The organism is Sphingomonas sp. UNC305MFCol5.2 (assembly GCF_000712135.1).
Taxonomy (GTDB): Bacteria; Pseudomonadota; Alphaproteobacteria; order Sphingomonadales; family Sphingomonadaceae; genus Sphingomonas.
Window position 1 is genome coordinate 546373 of sequence record NZ_JOOE01000004.1, and the last position, 23827, is coordinate 570199.

A 23827-nucleotide genomic window follows, 5' to 3' on the forward strand; every position below is an offset into this window, starting at 1 on the left:
AGAAGGGCATGAACGATGCGCTCTCCCACTGCCCCTCTCCCCGGCCCTCTCCCCCGAAGGGGAGAGGGGGAAGAAAGAAGATATGAACACCACCGCCTCCTCGACCAGCTTCGTCAATATCGGCGAGCGCACCAACGTCACCGGCTCCGCCCGCTTCAAGAAGCTGGTGATGGCTGGGGACTATGCCGCCGCGGTCGAAGTCGCGCTGCAGCAGGTCGAGGCGGGCGCGCAGGTGCTCGACGTCAACATGGACGAGGGCCTGCTCGATGCGCACGAGGCGATGACCACCTTCCTCAAGCTGATCCAGGCCGAGCCCGACATCGCCCGCATCCCGGTGATGGTCGATTCGTCCAAGTGGGACGTGATCGAAGCGGGGCTGAAGTGCGTCAGCGGCAAGCCGATCGTCAATTCGATCAGCATGAAGGAAGGCGTCGACCAGTTCCTCGATCATGCGCGCAAGTGCATGGCCTATGGCGCCGCGGTGGTCGTCATGGCGTTCGACGAGGTCGGGCAGGCGGACACCAAGGAGCGCAAGGTCGAGATTTGCGAGCGGGCGTACAAATTGCTCGTCGGGATCGGCTTCCCGCCCGAGGATATCATCTTCGATCCCAACGTGTTCGCCGTCGCCACGGGCATCGAGGAGCACAATAATTACGGCGTCGACTTCATCGAGGCATGCAGGGAGATCAAGGCGCGCTGCCCGCACGTCCATATCTCGGGCGGGCTTTCGAACCTGTCGTTCAGCTTCCGCGGCAACGAAGTCGTGCGCAAGGCGATGCACTCGGTGTTCCTCTACCACGCGATCCCCGCAGGGATGGACATGGCGATCGTCAATGCCGGCCAGCTCGACGTCTACGACCAGATCGAGCCCGAGCTGCGCACGGCCTGCGAGGACGTCATCCTCAATCGCGACCCCGATGCCGGCGAGCGGCTGGTGGCGCTGGCCGAGCGCTATCGCGGTACCGATGCGGTGGCCGAGAAGCAGGCGGCCGAATGGCGCGGCTGGCCCGTGGCCAAGCGGCTCGAACATGCTTTGGTCAAGGGCATCGACCAGTTCGTCGTCGAGGATACCGAGGAGTGCCGCCAGGCATTCGCGCGCCCGATCGAAGTGATCGAGGGCCCGCTGATGGACGGGATGAACGTGGTCGGCGACCTGTTCGGTTCGGGCAAGATGTTCCTGCCGCAGGTGGTCAAATCGGCGCGCGTGATGAAGAAGGCAGTGGCGCATCTGCTGCCCTTCATCGAGGCCGCGAAGGAGCCTGGCGCCAAGGGCAAGGGCAAGGTCGTGATGGCGACCGTCAAGGGCGACGTCCACGATATCGGCAAGAACATCGTCGGGGTGGTCTTGCAGTGCAACGGCTTCGAAGTGGTCGATCTGGGGGTGATGGTGCCCTGGACGAAGATCCTCGAAGCGGCGAACGAGAACGATGCCGACATGATCGGGCTTTCGGGGCTGATCACGCCGAGCCTCGACGAGATGGTCACCGTCGCCGAGGAGATGCAGCGTTCGGGCATGACCATGCCACTGCTGATCGGCGGGGCGACGACGTCCCGCGTGCATACCGCGCTGCGGATCGAGCCGGCATATAAGGGGCCGGTGGTGCACGTGCTCGACGCGTCGCGCGCGGTCGGCGTGGCGACGACGCTCGTCTCGGACACGATCCGCGACGAGTATGTCGCCAAGATCGCCGAGGAATATGAGCAGGTGCGCGTCGCGCGTGCCGGGCGCGGGCAGAGCGAATTGTTGCCGCTGGAAAAGGCGCGCGACAACGCGTTCGAGGCCGACATGGCGCTCAAGCCGGGCAAGCCGCGCATGCCGGGCGTGCACGAGTTCCTCGATTGGGACCTCAACGACCTTCGGAAATACATCGATTGGACGCCGTTCTTCCGCGCCTGGGAGCTGGCCGGCAATTACCCGGCAATCCTCGAGGACAAGGTGGTCGGCGAAAGCGCGAGCTCGCTGTTCGCCGATGCGCAGGCGATGCTCGACAAGATCATTGCCGAGAAGTGGCTGACCGCGCGCGGCGTCGCCGGACTGTGGCCGTGCAGGCGGCAGGGCGACGATATCATCGTGCACGTACAGGACGAGGAGCATGTCACGCTGCCGATGCTGCGCCAGCAGATCGCCAAGCGCGAGGGCAGGGCGAACATGTGCCTCGCCGACTTCATCGACCATGACGGTGACTGGATCGGCGGCTTCGCGGTGGGCATCCACGGGATCGAACCGCACCTCGCGCGCTTCAAGAACGCGATCGACGATTATTCGGACATATTGCTCAAGGCGCTGGCGGATCGTCTGGCAGAAGCGTTCGCCGAGCGACTGCACCAGTTCGTGCGCACGTCGCTCTGGGGCTATGCCGAGGGCGAGCAGCTGACCAACGAGGCGCTGATCAAGGAGCAGTATCGCGGCATCCGCCCGGCGCCGGGCTATCCGGCGTGCCCCGAGCACAGCCTCAAGCCGATCCTGTTCAAGATGCTCGATGCGCACAAGCGCACCGGGATCTCGCTGACCGAAAGCTTCGCGATGCTGCCAACCTCGGCAGTGTCGGGCTTCTATTTCGGACATCCGCAGGCCGAATATTTCGGTGTCGCCCGGATCGGGCAGGACCAGCTCGAGGAATATGCGGCGCGACGCGGCATCCCGCTCGATCTCGCGACGCGGTATCTTCGGCCGAACCTCGATTGAGTCGGGACGGGTGGCCGGCCCGTTTGTAGGATTTGCCGCGCTTAACTTCGCACTTTTCCCGCGGATTCGCTAATTTCGTTGCGTATCCGTGTAATGAAATTGCGTCGTGCACGCGCGTTCATTCACCACTTTCAAAGAGCGGCTTTCAAAGAGCGGCCAGAGTGTTTCACACCAAATCCTATTTTGAAAGCGAAGCGCCGCCGACGCGCGCCGGCGGCGCCAGGCGGCTCAGCTGGTGGTGTATTGACCTTGCGTCCAATCGCTGCCGGGATCGAAACACCATTCGATCGTGGCGTCGTCATTCGTGGCGTAGACGCGGATGTGGACGCCGTCCGAGGCCTGCCAGCACGTCGCCGAGGCCGCGCCACCGGGCGCATTGAAGCCACCCGCGACCCATCCACCGCCGTCCCAGCAGCGTTCGGTCAGCGTATAGCCGTCAGTCGAATAGACACGGATATGAATTTGATTCGAACTGTCGAGCCAGCTCACTGCGGCCGTTCCGATCGGATAGTTCGGATTGTCGCCCATTGGACTTCCCCCCCATCTTGCGAGACGCGATTGCGAGTCGCGTGCAACTGTGTCTCATGGTTTCGATGTCGAAACAAAGACAATCCGGCCGCTGCGATCATCGGCTCCCGCCTTTGCAGGAGAACGGCGAGAACTGGAGCGATGACGGGCGCCATGGGGTGACGATGGCGGTTTAATGCGCTAGGCGCCCGCCATCATGCTCAATCTGACCGACATCACGGTGCGCCTCGGCGGGCGCACGATCATCGACGGCGCGACCGCCAAGCTGCCGCCCAGGGGTCGGATCGGGCTGATCGGGCGCAACGGCGCGGGCAAGACCACGCTCGTCAAGGTGATCGCGTCGCAGCTCGAGCCTGATACCGGCAGTGTCGACATGCCGCGTGGCGCCAGGCTCGGCTATATCGCGCAGGAAGCCCCGCATGGCGACGCGACGCCGTTCGAGACCGTGCTCGCTGCCGATATCGAGCGGGCGGCGCTGCTCCATGAGAGCGAGACGAGTCACGATCCCGACCGGCTGGGCGAGGTGCACGAGCGGCTGATGGCGATCGACGCCTATACCGCGCCGAGCCGCGCGGCACAGATCCTCGTCGGGCTCGGCTTCGACGAAGAGATGCAGCATCAGCCGCTCGACAGCTTCTCGGGCGGGTGGAAGATGCGCGTGGCGCTGGCGAGCCTGTTGTTCTCGCAGCCCGACATGCTGTTGCTCGACGAGCCTTCGAACCACCTCGATCTCGAAGCGGTCTTGTGGCTCGAGGATTTCCTGAAGAGCTATCCGGCGACGATCCTGCTGGTCAGCCACGAGCGCGACTTCCTCAACAACGTCGTGGATCACATCCTCCATCTCGATCGCGGCAAGCTGACGCTTTATCCGGGCGGGTATGACGCGTTCGAGCGCCAGCGGGCCGAGCGGCAGGCGCAGATCGCGTCGGCGCGGGCGAAGCAGCAGGCGCAGCGCGAGCATCTGCAAGCCTATATCGCCAAGAATTCCGCCCGCGCCTCCACTGCCAAGCAGGCGCAGTCGCGCGTCAAGGCGCTGGCGAAGATGCAGCCGATCGCCGAATTGGTCGACGATCCGACCTTGAGCTTCGACTTCCCCAATCCCGACGAATTGCGTCCGCCGCTGATCACGCTCGATCTGGCGACCGTCGGCTATGGCGAGACGCCGATCCTCAAGCGGCTCAATCTGCGGATCGATCCCGACGACCGGGTGGCGCTGCTCGGGCGCAACGGCAACGGCAAGACCACGCTGGCGCGGCTGCTCGCGGCGCAGCTGACGCCGATGGAAGGCGCGATGAACGCCAGCGGCAAGATGCGGGTGGGATATTTCACCCAATATCAAGTCGAGGAGCTCGACCGCACCGAGACGCCGCTCCAGCATATGACGGTGCTGATGAAGGGGGCGAGCCAGGGCGCGGTGCGCGGGCAACTGGGCCGCTTTGGCTTTTCGGGGCAGAAGGCTACCACCGAGGTCGGCAAGCTCTCAGGCGGCGAGCGCGCGCGGCTGGCGCTGGCGCTGATCACCCGCGACGCGCCGCATATGCTGATCCTCGACGAGCCGACCAATCACCTTGATGTCGACGCGCGCGAGGCGCTGATCCAGGCGCTCAACAATTATACCGGCACCGTGGTGCTGGTCAGCCACGACCGCCACATGCTCGAGATGACCGCCGACCGGCTGGTGCTGGTCGATCAGGGCACCGCGAAGGAATTCGACGGGTCGCTCGACGATTACATCGCCTTCGTGCTGAGCAAGGAGGGGCAGGGGCCGAAGCTGTCCAAGGCCGACAAGAAGGAGGCGCGTCGCCTCGCCGCCGAGGCGCGCGAGAAGGGCACCGAATTGCGCAAGGCGGCCAAGGCCGCGGAGACCGAGCTGGCCAAGCTGACCGAGCAGCGCAGCGCAGTCGAGCGGGCGATGTTCGACCCTTCCGCGGCGGACGTGGCGCTGACCAAATTGACGATGACCGAGCTGATGAAGCGCCGCGCCGAGCTGAGCGACAGGATCGACGCGGCCGAGGCGGCGTGGATGGAAGCGAGCGAGGCGCTGGAGGGTATCGCCGCCTAGACAGGCATCACTCCCCAAAAACGTCATCCCCGCGAAAGCGGGGACCCATCTCGTGGACGAGCCACACACCGCACCGTGATACTTGTGGATACCGCCGGAGATGGGCCCCCGCTTTCGCGGGGGTGACGACCAATTGGACGGGACCGACCCTACCCCCGATAGCGCAGCGCCTCGACCAGCAGCGCGAAGGCGGGGGTCATCTGGCGGCGGCTGGGATAGTAGAGGTGATAGCCGGGGAAGGGCGAGCACCAGTCCTCCAGCACGCGCACGAGCCGACCGGCCTTGAGCGATTCGCGGAAATGGTCCTCGGGCAAGAAGGCGATGCCGAAGCCGGCTTCGGCGGCGGTGACGATCATGTCGACATCGTTGAGTACGAGCTGTCCCTCGACTCGTACCTTGAGCTCGCGATCGTCCCTGTCGAGTTCCCAGGCGTAGAGACCTCCGGACGTGCGCAGCCGCATGTTGATGCAGGTGTGCCCGGCAAGATCCTGCGGCGTGCGCGGGGGCGGATTGCGGGCGAAATAGGAGGGCGAGGCGACTGCCGCCATGCGCAGGTCGGGCCCGACGCGCACCGCGATCATATCCTTCGCCACCTGCTCCCAGATCCGTATCCCTGCATCGAACCGTTCGCTGACGATGTCGGTCAAGGACGAGTCGATGCTGATCTCGACATGTATGTCCGGATGGGTCGGGAGCAGCTTCTCCAGCGCCGGCCAGAGGACGTCGCGGGCCGCCTGCCCGGTGCAGGTGATGCGGACCGTGCCGGCGGGCTTGTCGCGCAATTCGGTGAGCGCGGCGAGCTGGGCGTCGATATCGTCGAAAGCGGGGCGCAGGGTCGCCAGCAGGCGCTCCCCCGCCTGGGTGGCGACGACGCTTCGCGTGGTGCGGGCGAGCAGGCGGACGCCCAGGCGCGTCTCGAGCCGGCGGATCGTGTGGCTCAACGCCGATTGCGAGGTGCCGAGCCTGGCGGCGGCGCGCGTGAAGCTGCGCTCCTCGGCTACGGCCATGAAGGCGGCCAGATCGGCCAGTTCCTCGCGCCGCATTGATGAATCTCCGATATGACTACATGTACTTATTAGTGCCTAATCGCGGGCACGCCCAAGACTTATCTGGGAGGCTCCCCAATGAATGGAGCAATCCCATGCAGAAGCGCATACTCGGCCGCAGCGGCCTCGAAGTCCCGGCGATCGGTCTGGGCTGTATGGGTCTGAGCTATGCCTATGGCCCCGCCCCGGAGCGGACGGACGCGATCCGGCTGCTGCGCGGCGCGTTCGAGCGCGGCGTGACCTTTTTCGACACGGCTGAGGCCTATGGCCCGTTCGCCAATGAGGATCTGCTCGGCGAGGCGCTGGCGCCGGTCCGCGACCAGGTGGTGATCGCCACCAAGTTCGGCTTCGCGGGCGGCGTGCCTAGCGACGGGATGGACAGCCGGCCCGAGAATATCCGCGCGGTGACCGAGGCGGCGCTCAAGCGTCTCAGGACCGACCGCATCGACTTGCTCTACCAGCATCGCGTCGATCCGAATGTGCCGATCGAGGAGGTCGCCGGCACCGTCGCGGCGCTGATCGCGGAGGGCAAGGTAAAGCATTTCGGCATGTCCGAGGCGGGCGTCGACACGATCCGCCGCGCGCATGCCGTGCAGCCGGTGGCGGCATTGCAGAGCGAATATTCGCTATGGTGGCGCGAGCCCGAGCGCGAGATATTGCCGGCGCTCGAGGAACTCGGGATCGGTTTCGTGCCGTTCAGCCCGCTGGGGCGCGGCTTCCTGACCGGCGCGATCACCGCCGACACCCAACTCGCCAGCGACGACTTCCGCAACAGGATTCCGCGTTTCGCGGCGGAGGCGCGTGCCGCCAACCAGGCGCTGGTCGACCGGATCGGCGAGATCGCCGCAGCGAAACAGGCGACGCCCGCCCAGATCGCGATTGCCTGGCTGCTCGCGCAGAAGCCGTGGATCGTGCCGATTCCGGGCACCACCAAATTGCACCGGCTCGAGGAGAATATCGGCGGCGCGGAGATCGCGCTGACCATCGACGAGCTGCGCGAGATCGGCGCCGCGCTCGACGCGATCCCGGTTGCGGGCGATCGCTATCCGGCGAACCTGCAGGCTGCCGTCAACCGCTGAACACCTTTTACGCGTTTCTGGAGAACCGACATGACCGTCCAAGCCTATGGCGCCTATGCCGCCGACAAGCCGCTCGAACCCATCGCGATCGAGCGCCGCGCGCCGGGTCCGCACGATGTGCAGATCGACATCGCTTATTGCGGCGTCTGCCATTCGGACCTGCACACCGTCCGCTCCGAATGGGGCGGGACACTCTATCCGTGCGTGCCCGGGCACGAGATCGTCGGGCACGTCTCGGCAGTGGGCAGCGACGTGACGAAGTTCGCGGTGGGCGATACCGTGGGTGTCGGCTGCATGGTCGACAGCTGCCAGCATTGCCCCGAATGCGCCGAGGGGCTGGAGCAATATTGCACCGGAACGGGGTTCGTCGGCACCTATAACGGCGCGACCACGGATGCGCCGGGGCATACGCTGGGTGGCTATTCGCAGCGCGTCGTGGTCGACGACAAGTTCGTGCTCAAGATCCGCCACAGCGCGGAGCAGCTCGCCGCCGCGGCGCCCTTGCTCTGCGCGGGGATCACCACCTGGTCGCCGCTGCGCCACTGGAATGTCGGCCCGGGCAAGAAGGTGGGGATCGTCGGCATCGGCGGGCTCGGCCATATGGGCGTCAAGCTGGCGCACGCGCTGGGCGCGCATGTCGTCGCGTTCACCACTTCGGAGAGCAAGCGGCAGGATGCACTCGATCTGGGCGCTGACGAAGTCGTGGTGTCGCGCAATGAGGACGAGATGGCGGGGCATGCCGGCAGCTTCGACTTCATCCTCAACACCGTCGCGGCGAGCCATGATCTCGACGCGTTCACGGCGCTGCTCAAGCGCGACGGGACACTCTGCCTCGTCGGCGTGCCCGAGCATGCCCACCCTTCGCCCAATGTGGGGACGCTGATCTTCGGGCGGCGGGCGATCGCGGGTTCGCTGATCGGGGGTATCGCCGAGACGCAGGAGATGCTCGATTTCTGCGCCGAGCATGGCATCGTCTCCGAGGTCGAGATGATCGCGGCGCAGGACATCGACGCGGCGTATGAGCGGATGCTGCGCAGCGACGTGAAGTATCGCTTCGTCATCGACAACAAGACGCTGGCCGCGTGAAACCGCGCGCGGGCGCAACGCCCGCGCGTCTTGCCCCCGGTGACCGAGCCGCTACACCCTGAACGAAACAGGGAGGGCGAGATGGCCAGTGCAGCGGCCGAACCGAGCGCGAAGGACATGCGGCTGGTGATCAGCGCATCGTCGCTGGGCACCGTGTTCGAATGGTACGACTTCTTCATCTACGGCACGCTCGCCGCCTCGGGGATCATCGGTCGGACCTTCTTTCCCGCGGGCAACGAAGTGCTGCAGACCTTGCTCGCCTGGGCGGGATTCGCAGTGGGGTTCGGGTTCCGGCCGCTGGGTGCGGTGCTGTTCGGCTATCTCGGTGACAAGCTCGGGCGCAAATACACTTTCCTCGTGACGATCACGCTGATGGGCGTGGCGACCGCGGGGGTCGGGCTGGTGCCGAGCTATGCCGCGATCGGGATGACCGCCCCGGTGCTGATCATCCTGCTGCGCATCTGCCAGGGGCTGGCACTGGGCGGCGAATATGGTGGCGCGGCAATCTATGTTGCCGAGCATTCGCCGCCGGGGCGGGCGGGCTTCCACACCAGCTTCATCCAGGCGAGCGTGGTCGGGGGGTTCATCCTCAGTCTCGCGGTGGTGCTGATCTCGAAGCTCGCGCTCGCGGACGTCTGGGCCAGTTGGGGATGGCGGGTACCGTTCCTGTTCTCGATCCTGCTGCTCGCGGTGTCGCTGTGGATGCGATTGAAGCTTTCCGAGAGCCCGGTGTTCAAGGCGATGAAGGAAGCGGGCGAGACCGCGGCCAATCCGTTCCTCGAGAGCTTCACCTATCCCGGCAACGGCAAAAGGCTGTTCGTCGCCTTGTTCGGCATCTCGGCCGGACTGACGGTGATCTGGTATACGTCGATGTTCTCGGTGCTGTCGTTCCTGCAGGGACCGATGCGGCTCGATCCCACCGCGGCGCAATTGATCACCGGCGGATCGGCGATCGTCGGGCTCTTCTTCTTCCTGTTCTTCGGGCATCTCTCGGATCGGATCGGCCGGAAGATCCCCATCGTCGTCGGTTATGCACTAACGCTGCTGCTGCTCTTCCCCTTGTTCTGGGTGATCGGCAGCGCGGCCAATCCGGAGCTGGCGAAGGCGGCGCGGCGGGCGCCGGTAGTCGTCTCGGGCCCGCATTGCGCATACGACCCGTTCGCGGCGAAGCAGGCCGACGAGTGCGGCAAGCTGCTCGATCATTTCTCGAAGAAAGGTGTCGCCTATCGGACGATCGCCGAACAGGTGACGACGGTGTCGATAGGCGGGCAGCCGGTCAACGATCTGAGCCCCGCGGGACTGGACGCGGCCCTGGCGGCGGCCGGATGGGACCTCGAACCTACGGTGCCGCCGGTGGCGAACATCGCGATCATCGTGCTCGCGATCCTCGCGCTCATGGCGCTTTCGGGGGCGACCTATGGGCCGGTGGCGGCGTTGCTGTCGGAGATGTTTCCGTCGAAGATCCGCTACAGCTCGATGTCGATCCCCTATCATATCGGCACCGGCTATTTCGGCGGATTCCTGCCGCTGATCAGCCAATATATCGTCGCACGGACCGGCGATCCCTATGCCGGGCTCTGGTACACCTTCGCGGTGGTGGCGATGGCGCTGGCAGTCACGGCCTGGGGCCTGAAGGAGACGGTGGCGCAGGGCGCCGCCAGACGCTAACCGCGCTGGCATGACCCATTCCCCCCTGAGGCTGAGGCTCGATGGCGACGCGCTGGTCGCGAACTGGCGGCTGCTGCGCGACATGAGCGGCGGCGCGGCGTGCGGCGCCGCGATCAAGGCGGATGGCTATGGCCTGGGCGCCCGTGAGGTGGTGCAGCGGCTGGCCGAGGCGGGGTGCCGCGACTTCTTCGTCGCGATGTGGAGCGAGGCGCGGGCGCTCGCCGATCTGGGGGTCTCCGTCTCGGTGCTGCACGGGGTGCGCGACGCCGACATGGAGGATCGACCGGCCAATGCGCGGCCTGTGCTCAATACGATCGAGCAGGTGCGGCGCTGGCGGGAAGCGGGCGGAGGGCTGTGCGACGTGATGGTCGACACCGGCATGAACCGGCTCGGCATCGCGCCGGAGGATGTCGCGGGCGGCCTGCTCGACGGGCTTCGGATCGACACGCTGATGAGCCATCTCGCCTGCGCCGACGAGGATGTGCCGCTCAACGAGCGGCAGCGCACGGCATTCGCGGCGCTCGCGGGGCGGACCTCGGCCAATCGCATGAGCCTCGCCAATTCGGCAGGGATCGCGCTGGGGACGGACTATGCCTTCGATCTGACCCGGCCCGGAATCGCGCTGTATGGCGGACGCCAGCGCGCTGCGCATGCCGGCATCCGGCAGGTCGTGACTCCGCAAGTCCAGATCCTCCAGCGGCGGCGTGTGCCTGCCGGTGGGATCGTCGGCTACAACGCCACCTTCACTGCCCCCGCGGACATGGAAGTGGCGGTGCTCAATCTCGGTTATGCCGACGGTTATCTACGCTGCTTTTCGGGCAAGGGGCGCGCGCGGGCGGGCGACGCGGTGCTGCCGGTGATCGGGCGGGTGTCGATGGACCTGACCGCGATCGCGGTCGATGCAGTGCCCGGGCTGGCGGAGGGCGACTGGGTGTCGCTCGATTATGCGCTGCCGGAGACCGCGGCGCTGAGTGGGCTGTCGCAATATGAGCTGATCACCGGGCTCGGCGAGCGGTTCGACCGCGTCTGGGGGTAGACGCTGCGCACGACGTTGCCCTGCCGATCCGGCGTGGTAAGCGTTGGCGATGATCAGCGTCGCAGAAGCCGAGAAGATGGTTCGGGAGGGCGCTGCGGCGCTGCAGTCGGGCGATGCGCAGACCGCACGCGTCGCCTTCCGGCGCGTTACCGACAGCGGACGCGCCAATGCCCAGATATGGTTGTTGCTCGCGCACGCAAGCCGGATGGCGGGGGATTGGCCCGAAGTCGAAAGCGCGTGCGATGCGGTGCTCACCCAGGAAAGCACCAATCTGCGTGCGCTCGTCTTCAAGGCCGATGCGCGAGATGGACAAGGCGATGCGCGAGGCGCTTCGAGCTTTTATCGAAAGGCCGTGCAACTCGCCGGAACGATGCAGGGACTGCCTGACGATCTGGCAGCGGAGGTCCGTCGAGGCGCCGGGCGCGCTCGAGCGATTACCGGCGAATTCCAGCGCAAGCTCGAAACGCGGCTTTCCGAAGCAGGGTTCGATCCGGCGAGCCGGTCGCGCCGGTTCGATCAGTCGCTGGGAATCCTCGCCGGAGAGAAGCAGGTCTATCTCCAGCAGCCGAGTGCCTATTATTTTCCGGAGCTGCCGCAGATCCAATTCTATGAAACCGAACAATTTGCCTGGGCTGCGGACGTGGAGGCGGCGGCAGGCACGATCCGCGCGGAGCTGGAGCAGGCGCTGGCACAAGGGAGCCCGTTTCGTCCCTATCTCCAGTCACGAAGCGATCGCCCCAGCTACGATTTCCACGGGCTGCTCGACAATCCCGCATGGAGCACGCTCTATCTGTGGGAGAACGGCGCGGCGACACCGGGTGCGCGCGAACGCTTTCCAAAGACTTTCGCGGCGCTCGAGCAGGTGCCGATGCCACACATCACCACGCGCGCGCCGTCGATCCTTTTTTCGCTGCTCCAGCCGGGAGCGCGAATAGAGCCCCACCACGGCATGATCAACACCCGGCTGATTTGCCATCTGCCGTTGGTGGTGCCGTCACGCTGCGGCTTCCGCGTCGGCAACGAAGTGCGCGAATGGCAAGTCGGCAAGCTCATGATCTTCGACGACACGATCGAGCATGAGGCATGGAACGACAGCGAGGAAGACCGCATCCTGCTGATCTTCGATATCTGGCGGCCCGAGTTGGACGAAGGCGAGCGGGGTGCCGTCACTGCGATGTTCGAGGCGATCGACTCCGCCTGACCGGCAGAGGTGTGAGCATTTCTCGTGCTCCGCCCTCACTGATTTGGCCACATATCAACAAAAAGGGGCTGCCGAAGCAGCCCCCAAATAAGTTCATTGGCCGATCGGGCTTAAAGATTGATCTTGATACCCGAGTAGAAATAGCGGCCGATCGCGTCGTACGCCGAACCACCCGTCGTGCCGAGCTCGCCGAGCGGAGGCCGGGTGTCGAAGACATTGTCGACGCCGATATAGAAAGTGAACTGGTCGTTCGCCTTCAGATCGATCTTCATGTTGTGATAGAACACGTCCGGATACCAGCGCGGGAGCGCGTTATCGGCATTCTGCGGCGGACGGCCCTGGATCGAATAATAGTTCTCGTAAGCACCCACGGTCTGCTTGCCGATATAGTTGATCGACCAGCGGATCGTAGCCGGACCAGCGCCAACCATGATGTTGGCATTGGCTGCCCAACGCGGATCGCCCAGTTCCTGTAGCTGCTGATCCTTGATCGTCGGGTTGGTCGGGCTGACATAGTTGTCGCGCTCGATCACGTACGTGAGCACGCTGTGGAGATTCAACGACCAGAAGTCATCGAACCGCTTGTTGTAGTTCAGCTCGAAATCGATGCCCCGCGCAGTGCCCTTCGCGAAGTTGATGCCGGCCGAAGTGAGGGCCGGATCGGCGAAGCTGAAATCCGGATTACGTGCGGACAGCAGCAAGCAATATTCGTTCGGCTGCGGCAGATCGTAGCACTGGTTGAGGATCGTCTGTGCGCCGAGGGTTTCGATCCGGTTCTTCAGCTGGATGTTGTAATAATCGGCCGTGAAGCTGAACCCCGGAAGGAACGACGGCGTGTACACCGCACCGATTGTCCAGCTGCTCGACTGCTCTTCGGTCAGGAACGGGTTGCCTGCCGAGAGATAGCCGGTGCTGGCCGCGCGTGCCGCGGTGTTGACATAGCCCGCCGGAATGCCCTGCGCCGAGCAGTTGGTCGGGCGGTTGGTCGTGCCGTTGCCGATATAGAGGGCGTCACACGGGTCCTGCAGGAACGCGAAGTTCTGCGAGGGCGACGAATAGAGATCGTCGAGGGTCGGCACACGAACCGAGCGCGAATAGTTCGCACGGAAGCGGAGATCGTTGATCGGACGCCAGGTGCCGCCTGCGTTCCACGCGAAGGTGGAGCCGGCGCTGGTGTTGTAGTCCGAATAGCGCGCCGCACCCGTGAGCGTGAGTTCCCGCGCGAACGGCAGGTCCTTCAGGAGCGGGAGCGAAAGCTCGCCAAAGGCTTCCTTGACGTCGAACGCGGGCGGATCGAATTCCGAGAACGCGTTGAAGAAGGTGCCCCCGGCCGCCGAGCGCGGATCGGCGACCTGATACGCGGTCTCACGACGATATTCGCCGCCGACCACGAACGCCACTGGTCCGCCGGGCAGTTCGAACACCTGCGAAAGGTCGCCCGAGACATAGGCCAGGATGTCGAGCTCGCTCGCCTTGCTCTTCACCCACGAGGTGGTGTTGATATAATCGAGCGCCGCCTGGCTGGGCGCGCCATAGCCGAACATGTTGAGCGGTACGCAGCCCGGAGCCGTGACGGTCACCTGGTTGACGCGGCAGACGATCTGGCCCGCGGCGTTGCGAACCGCGTCATAGGCCAACGAGAAGCCGTCGAGGTTGCCGTCGGCATCCGTGATGATCAGGTCGTTATGCTCGTCCTGACGGATCTTCACTCGGCCATAGGTGGCCGACACTTCATAGTGCCAGTCGTCGTTGAAGTCACCGCGAACGCCGCCGACGAAGCGCCAGGTGTCGCGAGTCACGATCTCGCTGCGACCACCAAAATCGACGTTGTAGCGACCGACCGGGAGCGTCTGCGCCGAAGTGGCGCCGTTCGAACAATAGCCGATCGCCTGGACCGCAGCGAGATTCGCTGCCGAAAGGAAGGCGTTGTCGCAGCGCAGGTTCGGGATGCCGATCGTGTTGGCGATGGACTGATAGAAGGTCGGTTGGCCTTCCTGGATCGACTTCAGGTGAACGTATTTGCCCTCGGCGAACACTTCGAAAGCCGGCGAGAACTCGAACTTGAACAGCAGGTTGGCGTTGTAACGGTCGAGGCCGGGCGCCAGCTGACCCGTCTCGCGCAGAGTCGTGCCCGGAACCAGCGAGTTCGCGGCGCTGATGATGTTGCCCGAGCCGAACGGACGGAAGTCATAGGCCGGGATGTCCTGGAGCAGCGTGCCCGTCGGGCTGAAGCGATACGTGCGCGGCTGGCCGTTGACGGTGCCGGGGTTGAGGCAGCGCACGGAGCCGATCGCGGCGCTGGCGCCGCCGGGGCCGAACGCGGCGCTCTGGCACTGCGCGGCGCTGACATTCGCCAGCAGCGTGCCGCCAGTCGAGATGTTGTTGTTGCGAACGCCGCAGAAAAAGATCTGGTCGGGCACCCCGTCGCCGCTCTGCGGCTCGCCGGTGGTGAAGTCGTTCAGATTGAGCTGGCAGCGGCCGCTATAAGAGCCGGTGATATCGTCGCGCTGGTTGTTATAAAGCGCGTCGGAATGCGTGTATTCGAAGTTGCCGGAGATGTTGCCGCGGCCCTCCGCGAAGTTGGTGCCGGCAGTGACCGAACCGAAATAGATGTTGCGGTCGCCGTGGCTCGAAATGCCGTTCTGGGCATTGAGCTTGATGCCTTCGAAATTGTCCTTGAGAACGAAGTTGACCACGCCCGAGATCGCGTCCGAACCGTAAACGGCCGAGCTGCCGCCCGTGATTACGTCGACACGCTCCACGAGGTCGCTCGGGATCGTCTGCACGTCGACAAGGAAGCTGCCCGGCACCGCGGTGACGTGGCGGCGGCCGTTCACGAGGACCAGCGTACGCTCGATGCCCAGCCCGCGAAGGTCGAGCAGGTTGAGGCCGGTGGTGCCGATGAAACGCGTCGAATTCGCCTGGCTGTAGGTCGAACGGAGCGCCGGCAACTCATTGAGCTTATCGCCGATGCTGGCGCTGCCGCTCACGGCCAGGTCCTCGGCCGTCATGGTGGTGACCGGGGTCACCGTCTCAAGATTCGGCTGGCGAATGCGCGAACCGGTGACGACGATCGTTTCGTCTGAGGTCGTCTCGGTCTGGCCATCGCTGGTCTGCGCCGCCGAATCCGAGCTCTGCGGGTCCGCGGCCTGCGCAAATGCGACATGCGGTACCAGGAAAGCGGCGCTGGCAAGAGCGGTAGCACCGAGTAGTCGGCTGATTTTCATTTGGGGCCCCCTTTTCGAGCTTGATGCCCGATCAGGTCCAATGACGCCCTATACGGGTGTCAACGCGCAAGGCCGTTTGTGAACTGAGGATTAATTACCGATGCCCTGTTGCACTTATGCTACAGCTATTTTCCCTTTGTTGCGCTACTCAAGCGCATTGGGCAATTTTGTAACATTAGCGACTAACTGTACTATCACGGTGTAGCACCGCCGACTGGTGCGGCGCAGCGAACCTCGCCGCGCCGCCGAACCACTACCGCTCGATGCACATTGCGATGCCCATCCCGCCGCCAATGCAGAGCGTGGCGAGGCCTTTGCTGGCGTCGCGCTTCTGCATCTCGTAGATCAGCGTAGTCAAAACCCGCGCGCCGGAGGCGCCGATCGGGTGGCCGATCGCGATCGCGCCGCCATTGACGTTGACCTTGTCGGCATCCCAGCCGAGCTCCTTGCCGACCGACAAGGCCTGCGCCGCAAAAGCCTCGTTGGCTTCGATCAGGTCGAGATCGGCGATCGTCCAGCCGGCCTTCTCCAGCGCCTTCTTCGAGGCAGGGACAGGGCCGATGCCCATGATGGAAGGATCGACGCCGACGCTCGCCCAGCTCCTGATCGTGGCGAGGATCGGGGCGCCGCGCTTCTCGGCCTCCTCGCGGCTCATCATGACCAGCGCAGCGGCGCCATCGTTGAGGCCCGAGGCATTTGCGGCGGTGACGGTGCCGTCTTTCTTGAAGGCGGGGCGGAGGCCAGACACGCTCTCCACGGTGGCGCCGGCGCGGATATATTCGTCCTGATCGACCACGGTGTCGCCCTTGCGGCCCTTGATCGTGACCGGCGCGATCTCGTCCTTGAACTTGCCCGCCGCGCGCGCCTTCTCGGCGAGGTTCTGCGAGCGGACGGCGAACGCGTCCTGCTCGCCGCGCGTGACCTGGTATTGCTCGGCGAGGTTCTCGGCGGTGATGCCCATGTGATAGCCGTTGAACACGTCGGTCAGGCCGTCCTTGATCATCGTGTCGACCAGGCTGAGATCGCCCATCTTGGTGCCCGGGCGCAGCGATTGCGCATGGGTGCTCATCGACATGCTCTCCTGCCCGCCCGCGACGACGATCGTCGCGTCACCGGTGGCGATCGCCTGATATGCGAGCGCCACAGCGCGGAGGCCGGAGCCGCAGACCTGCTGGACGCCCCAGGCGGGGACCTCCTTGGGGACGCCCGCGGCCATCGATGCCTGGCGCGCCGGGTTCTGGCCCTGCGCGGCGGTGAGCACTTGTCCCAGGATGACTTCGCTGACTTCCTCGCCCTTCACGCCGGCCTGCTCGAGCGCGGCCTCGATCGCGATCCGGCCCAGCTCGTGCGCAGGCGTCGCGGCAAAGGCGCCGAGGAAGCTGCCAACCGGCGTGCGCTTGGCGGCGGTGATGACGATGTCGGTCATGTTAATGAGGCTCCTGCGCAGACGTCTTTGTGTTTGGCGGCTATCTAGTGAGGGCAAGCGCGGTTAGCCAGTCCGCAAGCGGCTGCCACAAAGCTTCGCGCGCCCGGCTGCCGACGATCATCCCGACATGCCCCATCGCCAGCTCGCGCACCTCGCCGATCCGCGCGGCGCTGGCGGCGGGGACGATGCGGTCGGTGCTCGAGACGAAGGAGAGAGCGGGGATACCCAAGGTCTCGGGATCGACGTTGCGGCCGGCGATCTGCCAGCGGCCGCTGCCGGGAAGGTCCGCCACGAAGAAGTCGTCGAACAACTGTCGGCCGGCGGCGAAGGTGAGCGGGGCGCCGCCATTGGCCCAATCCTCGAGCGCGACGAAGGCGCGGGCCTCGGCGCTGTCGGGCTCCAGGCGTGCGAAGCGCTCGAACTTGGCGATCGTGCGCCTCGGATCGAGCTGCCAGAACCCCGACTGCAGGACTTCCATCGGCACCAGGCCCAGCTGTTCGCACGTGTCGTGGGCCTGGTCCCACAAGGCGGAGATCGGTTCGAGTGCGTCGCCATACGCCTTGAAGCGCCATGGTGCGGCGATGGTGACGAGACCGGCGGTTCGAATCGCGGCGGCCGTGGCAGTCGCCATCGTGCCGCCGAGGCAATAGCCGACCAGCGCGGGCGGGCGATCGAGCGTGGCGAGCAACGGAAGGAGCAACCCCTCGACATGCGCCGTCACGTCCTGCGCGCGATCGTCGGGCGTGGGCGAGCCCCAGTCGACGAGGAGCGGGTGCACGCCGTGCTGCGCGAGCCAGCGGAGCAGCGAATTCTCGCCGAGATCAAGGACCAGCGGCGGATTGATCAGCGACGGCACGAACACCACCGGCAGGCCGGTGCCGCCATAATCGCGCAGCACCGCGCGGCCCGCGCTGGCGACCGCCGGCATCGGTTCGCGCGGTGCCGGGCGGGGGGCTTCCTGATAGGCGCGGAGACCGGCAAGTGCTGCGGCGCGTCGTTCGGGCGATGCTGCAGTTTCGCTGCGCAGCAGCGTCAGAAACAGGGGAAGTGGCCGAGGCCCTTGTTGCGATGCGGCAAAGGATGTTAGGGTATCACCATTCACGCGTGGGGGTATCCATGAAGAAGGCTGCTACGGGTTCCGGCCCGGTCATCATCAAAAAATACGCGAACCGCCGACTCTACAACACCGAAACCTCGTCCTACATCACGCTCGATCATCTCGCGGTGATGACGCGCGAGGGGCGCGACTTCAAGGTCGTCGACGCCAAGACCGACGAGGACATCACGCACAATGTGCTGACCCAGATCATCATGGAAGAGGAAGCGCGGGGCACTTCGATGCTGCCGGTCAATTTCCTCCGCCAGCTGATCTCGCTCTACGGCGATTCGATGCAGGCGATGGTGCCCGGCTATCTGGAAGCGTCGATGGACAGCTTCCGGCGCAACCAGGAGCAGTTCAAGTCGGCAGTCGAGGGGGCGTTCGCCAACTCGCCTTTCGCCGAGATCGCCAAGCGCAACATGGCGATGTTCGAAGCGGCTGCGGAAGCGTTCAAGCCGGGCGCGGTGCCAGGGGCTCCCGCAACGCCGGCGCCCCCGACGGCCGAGGGCGGCGACGACGTCTCCGCGCTCAAGGCCGAACTGGCGCGGTTGCAGGACAAGATCGAGAAATTGGGCAAGTGACGGGCCCATTCCCCTCCCTGCAAGGGAGGGGCTAGGGGTGGGTTAGAAAAGGTCGGGCTCGATGCCCGGCCTTTTCTTATTGCCGAGTGCATCGAAGGGCTCCCCGGCCTTCGCCGGGGTCGCACCCAACCCCAACCCCTCCCTTGCGGGGAGGGGAGTTAGAGAGCCTTGCGCATGCCGAGGCCGCCCAGCGCCGCCCGAATCTCGTCCATGCTGATCATCTTCTGCTCGATGACGCAGCGCAGGCCCAGCCCGTCGAAGCCGTGATGGCCGTCGGCGGTTGCGGTGGCGAAGGCGATCGTGGTGTCGGCCCGTGCCTCGGCACCGCGGACGGCCTTTGCCGGCAGCGGGATCGTCTCACCGAAACGCGTGCCGGAGGAATCCGCGACGATGCGCGCCGCCTCGTCGATGATCGAGATGCGGGTGCGCGCCCATTCCTTTTCGCCGAACAGCGAGCGATCGGAGATGATGGCGGGGATGCGCCCTTCCCAGTCGAACTCGACGTAGAAGACTCCGGCGGGCCTGCCGTCGCTGTCGCGCGGACGGATGCCGGTGACGAAGACGAGCACCGCACGGTGATCGGACCAGGGGTTCTGCCAGACCTCGTCGGTGAACCACTGGTCGCGGCTGGTGCTGGCCATCGCTTTCAGGAATTGCGGCGCGTTACCGACATTGGTCTGACGGACGCGTGCATCGGGATCCGAACAGATGATGATGCGGCCATCGCGGTCGGCGACGAAGACGTTGAGATAATAAGGCGAGGTCCGGGTGAAAGCCGCAAGACGCGCCTGCGCGGCGGCGAGTTTTTCGGGCGTTGGATCGAGCGTTGCGGCGACGACTTCGGCATCGGACCCCATCACGCGCAGATCGACGCTGCGGCCATAGAGATGGCGCGTGACGTTCTGGATCAGCGCCTGGGCGAGCTCGACGAGGCGAGTCCCCTCGATCTCGCCGACCATCTCGTCGGCAATGCCCGCACCCATGGCGAGGCGCTCACGGACTTCGGAGCGAAATTCGAGGCTGGCATGGCGCGCCTGCTGGGCGAGCGCCTTCACTTCCTGCGCAACGACCGAGAAGCCGCGACCGGCTTCCCCCGAACGGGCGGCTTCGATCGCGGCGTTGAGCGCCAGCAGGTTGGTGCGTGCGGCGATCTCCTCGCTCGTGCTGGCGAAAGTATCGACCTCGTCGCGAAGGACGGACAGCAAAGAGCGGATCCGGCGTGGCACGGACCCGATAGCTACGGCTTATTGGTTAAGGGAGCGTGGACTATTGCGGCGGCGCAGCAAAAATATCAGGGCTTCCTGAACTTTAGCGTCATCCTGTCGCTTTCGCCGATCGCCGCATATTTGGCCCGATCCACATCCTTGAGAGTGTAGCTGGGGGGGAGCGTCCAGACGCCTTGGGGCCAGTCGGCGGTGTCGCGCGCATTGGCGTTGACTTCAGAGGCGGCGACGAACTTGAACCCGGCCTGCTCTGCGAGCCGCCGGACCGTCGACACCTTGATATAACCGCTGTTCTTCTCGCGCTCGTCGCTGGCGCTTTCGGGCAGGCGATGGTCTTCGATGCCAAGCACGCCGCCGGGCTTGAGCATCGCGAACATCTGCGCGAAGGCCTCGGCCGAATAATCCTGCCCGTTCCGCTGATACCCCATCCGCCAATTGTGGACGTTGCGGAAGGTGAGGACGATGTCGGCGCTGCCGTCGGGAACCTTGGGCTGGCCCTCGGCCCAGGGGAAAGCGGCGAGCTTCACATGACCGAAGACCGCCGGGTTCTTCGCCTGGAGCGCCTGCACGCCCTTCACGCCGTTTGGCCAGGGCGCAGCGGCGTAGAGCGTTCCCTTGGCCGCAGTGAGCGGCGCGAGGATCTCAGTATACCAGCCGCCGCCCGGCCAGATCTCCACCACCGTCTGTCCCGGCTTGACTCCGAAGAAGCTCAAGGTCTCGACCGGGTGGCGATATTTGTCGCGTGCGATGTTCGCCGGCGTTCGCGTGCTGGCGGAAACCGCGTCCTGGATCGCGTGGCGCTGCGTCCGCGGCTCGCCCGCGGCGACGCTCGCCACGGCGATCGCAGTGGTAAGAAGGCCGAGCACGGTCAGAGTCTGGCGCATGACATTTCCTTACGTGGATGGCAGAGCGCATGTGGGAGTTTTTCGAAACGATGCAACAACAATTATGGGGCGGTGCGGTAGCTGCCGTGCTGGTCGCGGTGGCCAGCGGTTTCGGCGAGCATCGCCGGCGCCGGCGCCGGGATGTGGACCGGATCGGATTCATGCCCTGGACGCTGCTCCAGGTGCTGGCGATGCTCGCTGCGGTGATCCTTGCGAGCCTCGCGCTCAACCTGCGCTAATAGAATATGGCGAGCGTCAGGCTGCGCTCGGTGCCGTCGCATAATCCGACACGAACGGTTCGACCAGGCACGCCGACGGTCCATTCGATCAGTCCGTTCTTGACGTCTTCGGCCACGGTGACGCCATCGGCCGAGCAGATGAGGTCGCCCGCTTTCCAGCCGCCTGCCTCGGCGGGAGAGCCGCGCATGACATGGACTACCCGCAGCGCGGCGCCGGTGAGCTCGACGAGCAGCCCACTGGTCGAGCGGACGATCCTGGCGTCGCGCGTCTTGCCCGGCTGGAGAATCATCCGGCCGGCGCGGGGATCAAGGAGCACGCGATAGCGCAGCAGCATGCCGGTTCCCAGCCGGCCAGCAGCGCCGACGGAAGCGGAGAAGCCGCCGTCACCCTCGATTCGCAGTTCGGCCTCCACCGGCGCCATGCCGGCGAGCGAGAGGGACGGGATCACGAGCGTATCGGTGACGACAGGGCCGCCCATGCCCCAGCCCAGCGTCGTGGTGACGCGCGCCTCTCGAATTCCGGTCGAGGCCCAGGCGGTGCGGCTCAACGTCAGTGATCCGCCGTCGCCGGTATCGACGATGATCGGCCGCAACGCCTTGCCGGCGATCGCGACTTCGGACTGGTAGACGCCGTTGGGGATTCTGCGCCGCAGCGGCGCCGTGGTGCCGGAGAAGGGCATTCGTCCGCTCGACAGGATGCGAAAGCGGCGGGCGTCATAATCGATGTCGAGCGCGCAGCAGCTCAGGATGTCCGCCCCGACCAGTATATCGGCACCGAAGCGGATCTGCCCCGCGGGATCGGCGATGCCGACGCGGGCATGGCTGCGGGTCAGGCCGCCGAAGCGGATCGAAGCGGCATCGGCCCAGCCGACTTCGACGCCGCCGCCGATTGCCAGCGCGCGCTGACGGCGCGAGGCCGCGAGGCCGGCGATGCGCGCGAAGCGGCTCGTCACGATGGTGTCGCTGAGCCCGGTATCGAGAATCGCCCAGCTCATATGGCCGTTGAGCGCGATCGGGAAACGGAGCTGGTTGTAGGGCGTCAGCTCGAAATCGACCCAGCGCGCCTCGGTGTCGGTATCGAGCGCGGTCGCTGCCTGCGGTGCGGCGAGTGCGACGATCGGGGCGAGGAGGGCGGGCACGGGCATAGCCTAGTGCGGAAACGACCGGGCCGAAATCTTCACTCGGCGGCGATCAGAGGCACGCCTCGAGCATCGCCTGATCGAAGCCGTACTGCCGGGCCTTGTCTAGCGTATACGGGCGCAGGCCCATCGAGCGATATTCGCCGATGATCTTGCCGTCGGACGATTCGTCCAGATACTCGAATTTGAACAGCTCCTGGGTGACGATCACCGGACCTTCCATGCCGATCACTTCGGTGATGTTGGTGACCCTGCGCGAGCCGTCGCGCAGGCGCTTCACCTGAACGATCAGATCGACCGAATCGGCGATCTGGCGGCTGATGGCTTCCTTGGGCATCTTGATGTCGCCCATCATCACCATGTTCTCCATGCGTCCCAGGCATTCGCGCGGGGAGTTGGAGTGGAGCGTACACATCGAGCCATCATGGCCTGTGTTCATCGCCGAAAGCAGATCGAAACACTCGGAGCCGCGAATTTCGCCCAGGATGATGCGATCCGGGCGCATACGCAGCGAGTTCTTCACCAGATCACGGATCGTGATCTCGCCTTGGCCTTCGAGGTTGGGCGGACGCGTTTCGAGCGGCAGCCAATGGGGTTGCTGCAGGCGGAGTTCGGCGGCGTCCTCGATCGTCAGCACGCGCTCGCCCGGGTCGATCATCTTCGACAGGGCATTGAGCATCGTCGTCTTGCCGGAGCCGGTGCCGCCCGAGATGACGATGTTGAAGCGGCTGGCGCCTGCGATCTTGAGCGCGGTGGCCATCTTGGTGCTCATCGAGCCGCCATTCGCCATCATGTCGAGCGTGATCGGCTTGGCCGAGAATTTACGAATCGAGATCGCAGTGCCGCGCAAGGAGAGCGGCGGCACGATCACGTTGACGCGGCTGCCGTCCTTGAGGCGCGCGTCGGCGAGCGGCGTGGTCTGGTCGACGCGGCGGCCGACCGAGTTGCAGATTCGCTGCGCGATCTGGAACAGATGCTCCTCGTCGCGGAACTGGATATTGGCGAGCTCGAGCTTGCCCTTGCGTTCGATGAAGGTCTGTTCGGGGCCGTTGACCATGATGTCCGAAACGGCCGGATCGGAGAGCAGTTCTTCCAAGGGCCCGAGGCCGAGCAGTTCGTCGACGAGGACCTTCTCGAGCGCGAACTGCTCGCGGCGATTGAGCGTAAGCTTCAGCTCGGCGAGCACTTCGCCGATGATCGGACGGAATTCCTCGGCAAGCTCGTCCTTGCTGAGCGTCGCGGCAGCCTCGGGATCGACGCGCTCGAGCAGGCGCGGGAGCACCTGTTCCTTGATGCGGTGGATCGAGGCTTCGAACCCTTCGACGCGCGAATTGCCGGCATCGCCCGATGCCGCCTGACGATCGGCGAGGCGCTGCATCGCATCGCCATTGGCGATGCTGCCGGCCGCGGGATCGCGCTCGGCCATCGGATCGGGCGCGCCGGCGCCGGGGAGGGGGACGCTGCTGATCGGCGGGAATTGCTCACCGCCGGCCGGCAGCGGATCGGACGGACGCGGCGCCGGTCCTGGGCCTTGCATCGGACGCGCGACACCGAAGGCGGGTCGTCCGCCGGCTGTCCCGCCACCCATTCCGTTGCGTCGTCCGAAAGCGCTCATCG

Annotated in this window: 18 protein-coding genes; 9 read left to right on the forward strand and 9 right to left on the reverse strand. The window is 65.4% G+C overall.

Going from position 1 to position 23827, the window contains the following annotated elements; genetic code table 11:
- The first annotated feature begins 82 nt into the window (after positions 1 to 82).
- The gene (gene metH, locus BR78_RS0118765) at positions 83 to 2686 is read left to right on the forward strand and encodes a methionine synthase (protein WP_029937363.1); all 2604 of its coding nucleotides are present in this window, start codon (positions 83 to 85) and stop codon (positions 2684 to 2686) included.
- A gap of 228 nt (positions 2687 to 2914) precedes the next feature.
- Here metH and BR78_RS0118770 read toward each other — a convergent pair whose 3' ends face one another.
- Entirely contained in the window at positions 2915 to 3214 is a 300-nt protein-coding gene (locus BR78_RS0118770; RefSeq protein WP_197021403.1) for a hypothetical protein, read from the reverse strand.
- 196 nt (positions 3215 to 3410) lie between these two features.
- Here BR78_RS0118770 and BR78_RS0118775 point away from each other — a divergent pair, with 196 nt between their 5' ends.
- Positions 3411 to 5276 carry an ABC-F family ATP-binding cassette domain-containing protein gene (locus BR78_RS0118775; protein ID WP_029937365.1) on the forward strand — a complete coding sequence of 622 codons (1866 nt, stop codon included), beginning with the start codon at positions 3411 to 3413 and terminating at the stop codon, positions 5274 to 5276.
- Positions 5277 to 5425: 149 nt separating this feature from the next.
- Here the strand turns inward: BR78_RS0118775 and BR78_RS0118780 are convergent, their stop codons facing one another.
- Positions 5426 to 6319 carry a LysR family transcriptional regulator gene (locus BR78_RS0118780; protein ID WP_029724770.1) on the reverse strand — a complete coding sequence of 298 codons (894 nt, stop codon included), beginning with the start codon at positions 6317 to 6319 and terminating at the stop codon, positions 5426 to 5428.
- A 98-nt stretch (positions 6320 to 6417) separates the two neighbouring features.
- Between BR78_RS0118780 and BR78_RS0118785 the strand changes: the two genes are divergently transcribed.
- The 5 genes from BR78_RS0118785 (at position 6418) to BR78_RS0118805 (ending at position 12392) form a co-directional block, all read left to right on the forward strand.
- Positions 6418 to 7401: an aldo/keto reductase gene (locus tag BR78_RS0118785; protein ID WP_029937366.1), complete on the forward strand. Its 984-nt coding sequence runs from the start codon at positions 6418 to 6420 to the stop codon at positions 7399 to 7401.
- 30 nt (positions 7402 to 7431) lie between these two features.
- Positions 7432 to 8487, forward strand: a complete 1056-nt coding sequence (locus tag BR78_RS0118790; protein WP_029937367.1) for an NAD(P)-dependent alcohol dehydrogenase — start codon at positions 7432 to 7434, stop codon at positions 8485 to 8487.
- 81 nt (positions 8488 to 8568) lie between these two features.
- Positions 8569 to 10155: an MFS transporter gene (locus BR78_RS0118795; protein WP_029937368.1), complete on the forward strand. Its 1587-nt coding sequence runs from the start codon at positions 8569 to 8571 to the stop codon at positions 10153 to 10155.
- A gap of 10 nt (positions 10156 to 10165) precedes the next feature.
- Positions 10166 to 11191 carry an alanine racemase gene (locus BR78_RS0118800; RefSeq protein WP_029937369.1) on the forward strand — a complete coding sequence of 342 codons (1026 nt, stop codon included), beginning with the start codon at positions 10166 to 10168 and terminating at the stop codon, positions 11189 to 11191.
- Between the two features lie 49 nt (positions 11192 to 11240).
- On the forward strand, positions 11241 to 12392 hold the full coding sequence (locus BR78_RS0118805; RefSeq protein ID WP_051683426.1) for an aspartyl/asparaginyl beta-hydroxylase domain-containing protein: 1152 nt from the start codon (positions 11241 to 11243) through the stop codon (positions 12390 to 12392).
- 110 nt (positions 12393 to 12502) lie between these two features.
- On the opposite strand, the gene BR78_RS0118810 is transcribed toward BR78_RS0118805, so the two are convergent.
- From BR78_RS0118810 to BR78_RS0118820, 3 genes are all read right to left on the reverse strand, one after another.
- Positions 12503 to 15619, reverse strand: a complete 3117-nt coding sequence (locus BR78_RS0118810; RefSeq protein ID WP_029937371.1) for a TonB-dependent receptor plug domain-containing protein — start codon at positions 15617 to 15619, stop codon at positions 12503 to 12505.
- Between the two features lie 253 nt (positions 15620 to 15872).
- A complete protein-coding gene (locus tag BR78_RS0118815; protein WP_029937372.1) occupies positions 15873 to 17045 on the reverse strand; it encodes an acetyl-CoA C-acetyltransferase in 1173 nt (390 codons plus the stop codon).
- A 40-nt stretch (positions 17046 to 17085) separates the two neighbouring features.
- Complete coding sequence (locus BR78_RS0118820; protein WP_231478322.1) at positions 17086 to 17973, reverse strand: alpha/beta fold hydrolase; 888 nt, start codon at positions 17971 to 17973, stop codon at positions 17086 to 17088.
- Between the two features lie 188 nt (positions 17974 to 18161).
- Here BR78_RS0118820 and phaR point away from each other — a divergent pair, with 188 nt between their 5' ends.
- Positions 18162 to 18725 carry a polyhydroxyalkanoate synthesis repressor PhaR gene (gene phaR, locus BR78_RS0118825; RefSeq protein ID WP_029937374.1) on the forward strand — a complete coding sequence of 188 codons (564 nt, stop codon included), beginning with the start codon at positions 18162 to 18164 and terminating at the stop codon, positions 18723 to 18725.
- Positions 18726 to 18883: 158 nt separating this feature from the next.
- On the opposite strand, the gene BR78_RS22340 is transcribed toward phaR, so the two are convergent.
- Positions 18884 to 19930, reverse strand: a complete 1047-nt coding sequence (locus tag BR78_RS22340) for a methyl-accepting chemotaxis protein (RefSeq protein ID WP_269320218.1) — start codon at positions 19928 to 19930, stop codon at positions 18884 to 18886.
- A gap of 86 nt (positions 19931 to 20016) precedes the next feature.
- Positions 20017 to 20832 (reverse strand): class I SAM-dependent methyltransferase, encoded by an 816-nt coding sequence (locus tag BR78_RS0118840; protein ID WP_029937376.1) that lies wholly within the window; start codon positions 20830 to 20832, stop codon positions 20017 to 20019.
- 17 nt (positions 20833 to 20849) lie between these two features.
- On the opposite strand from BR78_RS0118840, the gene BR78_RS0118845 reads away from it, so the two are divergent.
- Positions 20850 to 21071: a hypothetical protein gene (locus BR78_RS0118845; protein ID WP_231478323.1), complete on the forward strand. Its 222-nt coding sequence runs from the start codon at positions 20850 to 20852 to the stop codon at positions 21069 to 21071.
- Here the strand turns inward: BR78_RS0118845 and BR78_RS0118850 are convergent.
- Both BR78_RS0118850 and BR78_RS0118855 read right to left on the reverse strand, forming a co-directional pair.
- Positions 21068 to 22210, reverse strand: coding sequence for an aspartyl protease family protein (locus BR78_RS0118850; RefSeq protein ID WP_231478324.1), 1143 nt, complete (start codon positions 22208 to 22210; stop codon positions 21068 to 21070). The genes BR78_RS0118845 and BR78_RS0118850 overlap by 4 nt on opposite strands.
- A 52-nt stretch (positions 22211 to 22262) precedes the next feature.
- Positions 22263 to 23825 carry a CpaF family protein gene (locus BR78_RS0118855; RefSeq protein WP_197021404.1) on the reverse strand — a complete coding sequence of 521 codons (1563 nt, stop codon included), beginning with the start codon at positions 23823 to 23825 and terminating at the stop codon, positions 22263 to 22265.
- Between the last annotated feature and the right edge of the window lie 2 nt (positions 23826 to 23827).

Coding starts and splice junctions, on each gene's coding strand:
- BR78_RS0118855 (WP_197021404.1), bottom strand. CDS start 23,825: ATGAGCGCTTTCGGACGACGCAACGGAATGGGTGGCGGGACAGCCGGC.
- BR78_RS0118775 (WP_029937365.1), top strand. CDS start 3,411: ATGCTCAATCTGACCGACATCACGGTGCGCCTCGGCGGGCGCACGATC.
- BR78_RS0118820 (WP_231478322.1), bottom strand. CDS start 17,973: ATGCCGGCGGTCGCCAGCGCGGGCCGCGCGGTGCTGCGCGATTATGGC.
- metH (WP_029937363.1), top strand. CDS start 83: ATGAACACCACCGCCTCCTCGACCAGCTTCGTCAATATCGGCGAGCGC.
- BR78_RS0118780 (WP_029724770.1), bottom strand. CDS start 6,319: ATGCGGCGCGAGGAACTGGCCGATCTGGCCGCCTTCATGGCCGTAGCC.
- BR78_RS0118790 (WP_029937367.1), top strand. CDS start 7,432: ATGACCGTCCAAGCCTATGGCGCCTATGCCGCCGACAAGCCGCTCGAA.
- BR78_RS0118800 (WP_029937369.1), top strand. CDS start 10,166: ATGACCCATTCCCCCCTGAGGCTGAGGCTCGATGGCGACGCGCTGGTC.
- BR78_RS0118770 (WP_197021403.1), bottom strand. CDS start 3,214: ATGGGCGACAATCCGAACTATCCGATCGGAACGGCCGCAGTGAGCTGG.
- BR78_RS0118810 (WP_029937371.1), bottom strand. CDS start 15,619: ATGAAAATCAGCCGACTACTCGGTGCTACCGCTCTTGCCAGCGCCGCT.
- BR78_RS0118785 (WP_029937366.1), top strand. CDS start 6,418: ATGCAGAAGCGCATACTCGGCCGCAGCGGCCTCGAAGTCCCGGCGATC.
- BR78_RS0118805 (WP_051683426.1), top strand. CDS start 11,241: ATGATCAGCGTCGCAGAAGCCGAGAAGATGGTTCGGGAGGGCGCTGCG.
- BR78_RS0118815 (WP_029937372.1), bottom strand. CDS start 17,045: ATGACCGACATCGTCATCACCGCCGCCAAGCGCACGCCGGTTGGCAGC.
- phaR (WP_029937374.1), top strand. CDS start 18,162: ATGAAGAAGGCTGCTACGGGTTCCGGCCCGGTCATCATCAAAAAATAC.
- BR78_RS0118840 (WP_029937376.1), bottom strand. CDS start 20,832: ATGCGCCAGACTCTGACCGTGCTCGGCCTTCTTACCACTGCGATCGCC.
- BR78_RS0118845 (WP_231478323.1), top strand. CDS start 20,850: ATGGCAGAGCGCATGTGGGAGTTTTTCGAAACGATGCAACAACAATTA.
- BR78_RS0118795 (WP_029937368.1), top strand. CDS start 8,569: ATGGCCAGTGCAGCGGCCGAACCGAGCGCGAAGGACATGCGGCTGGTG.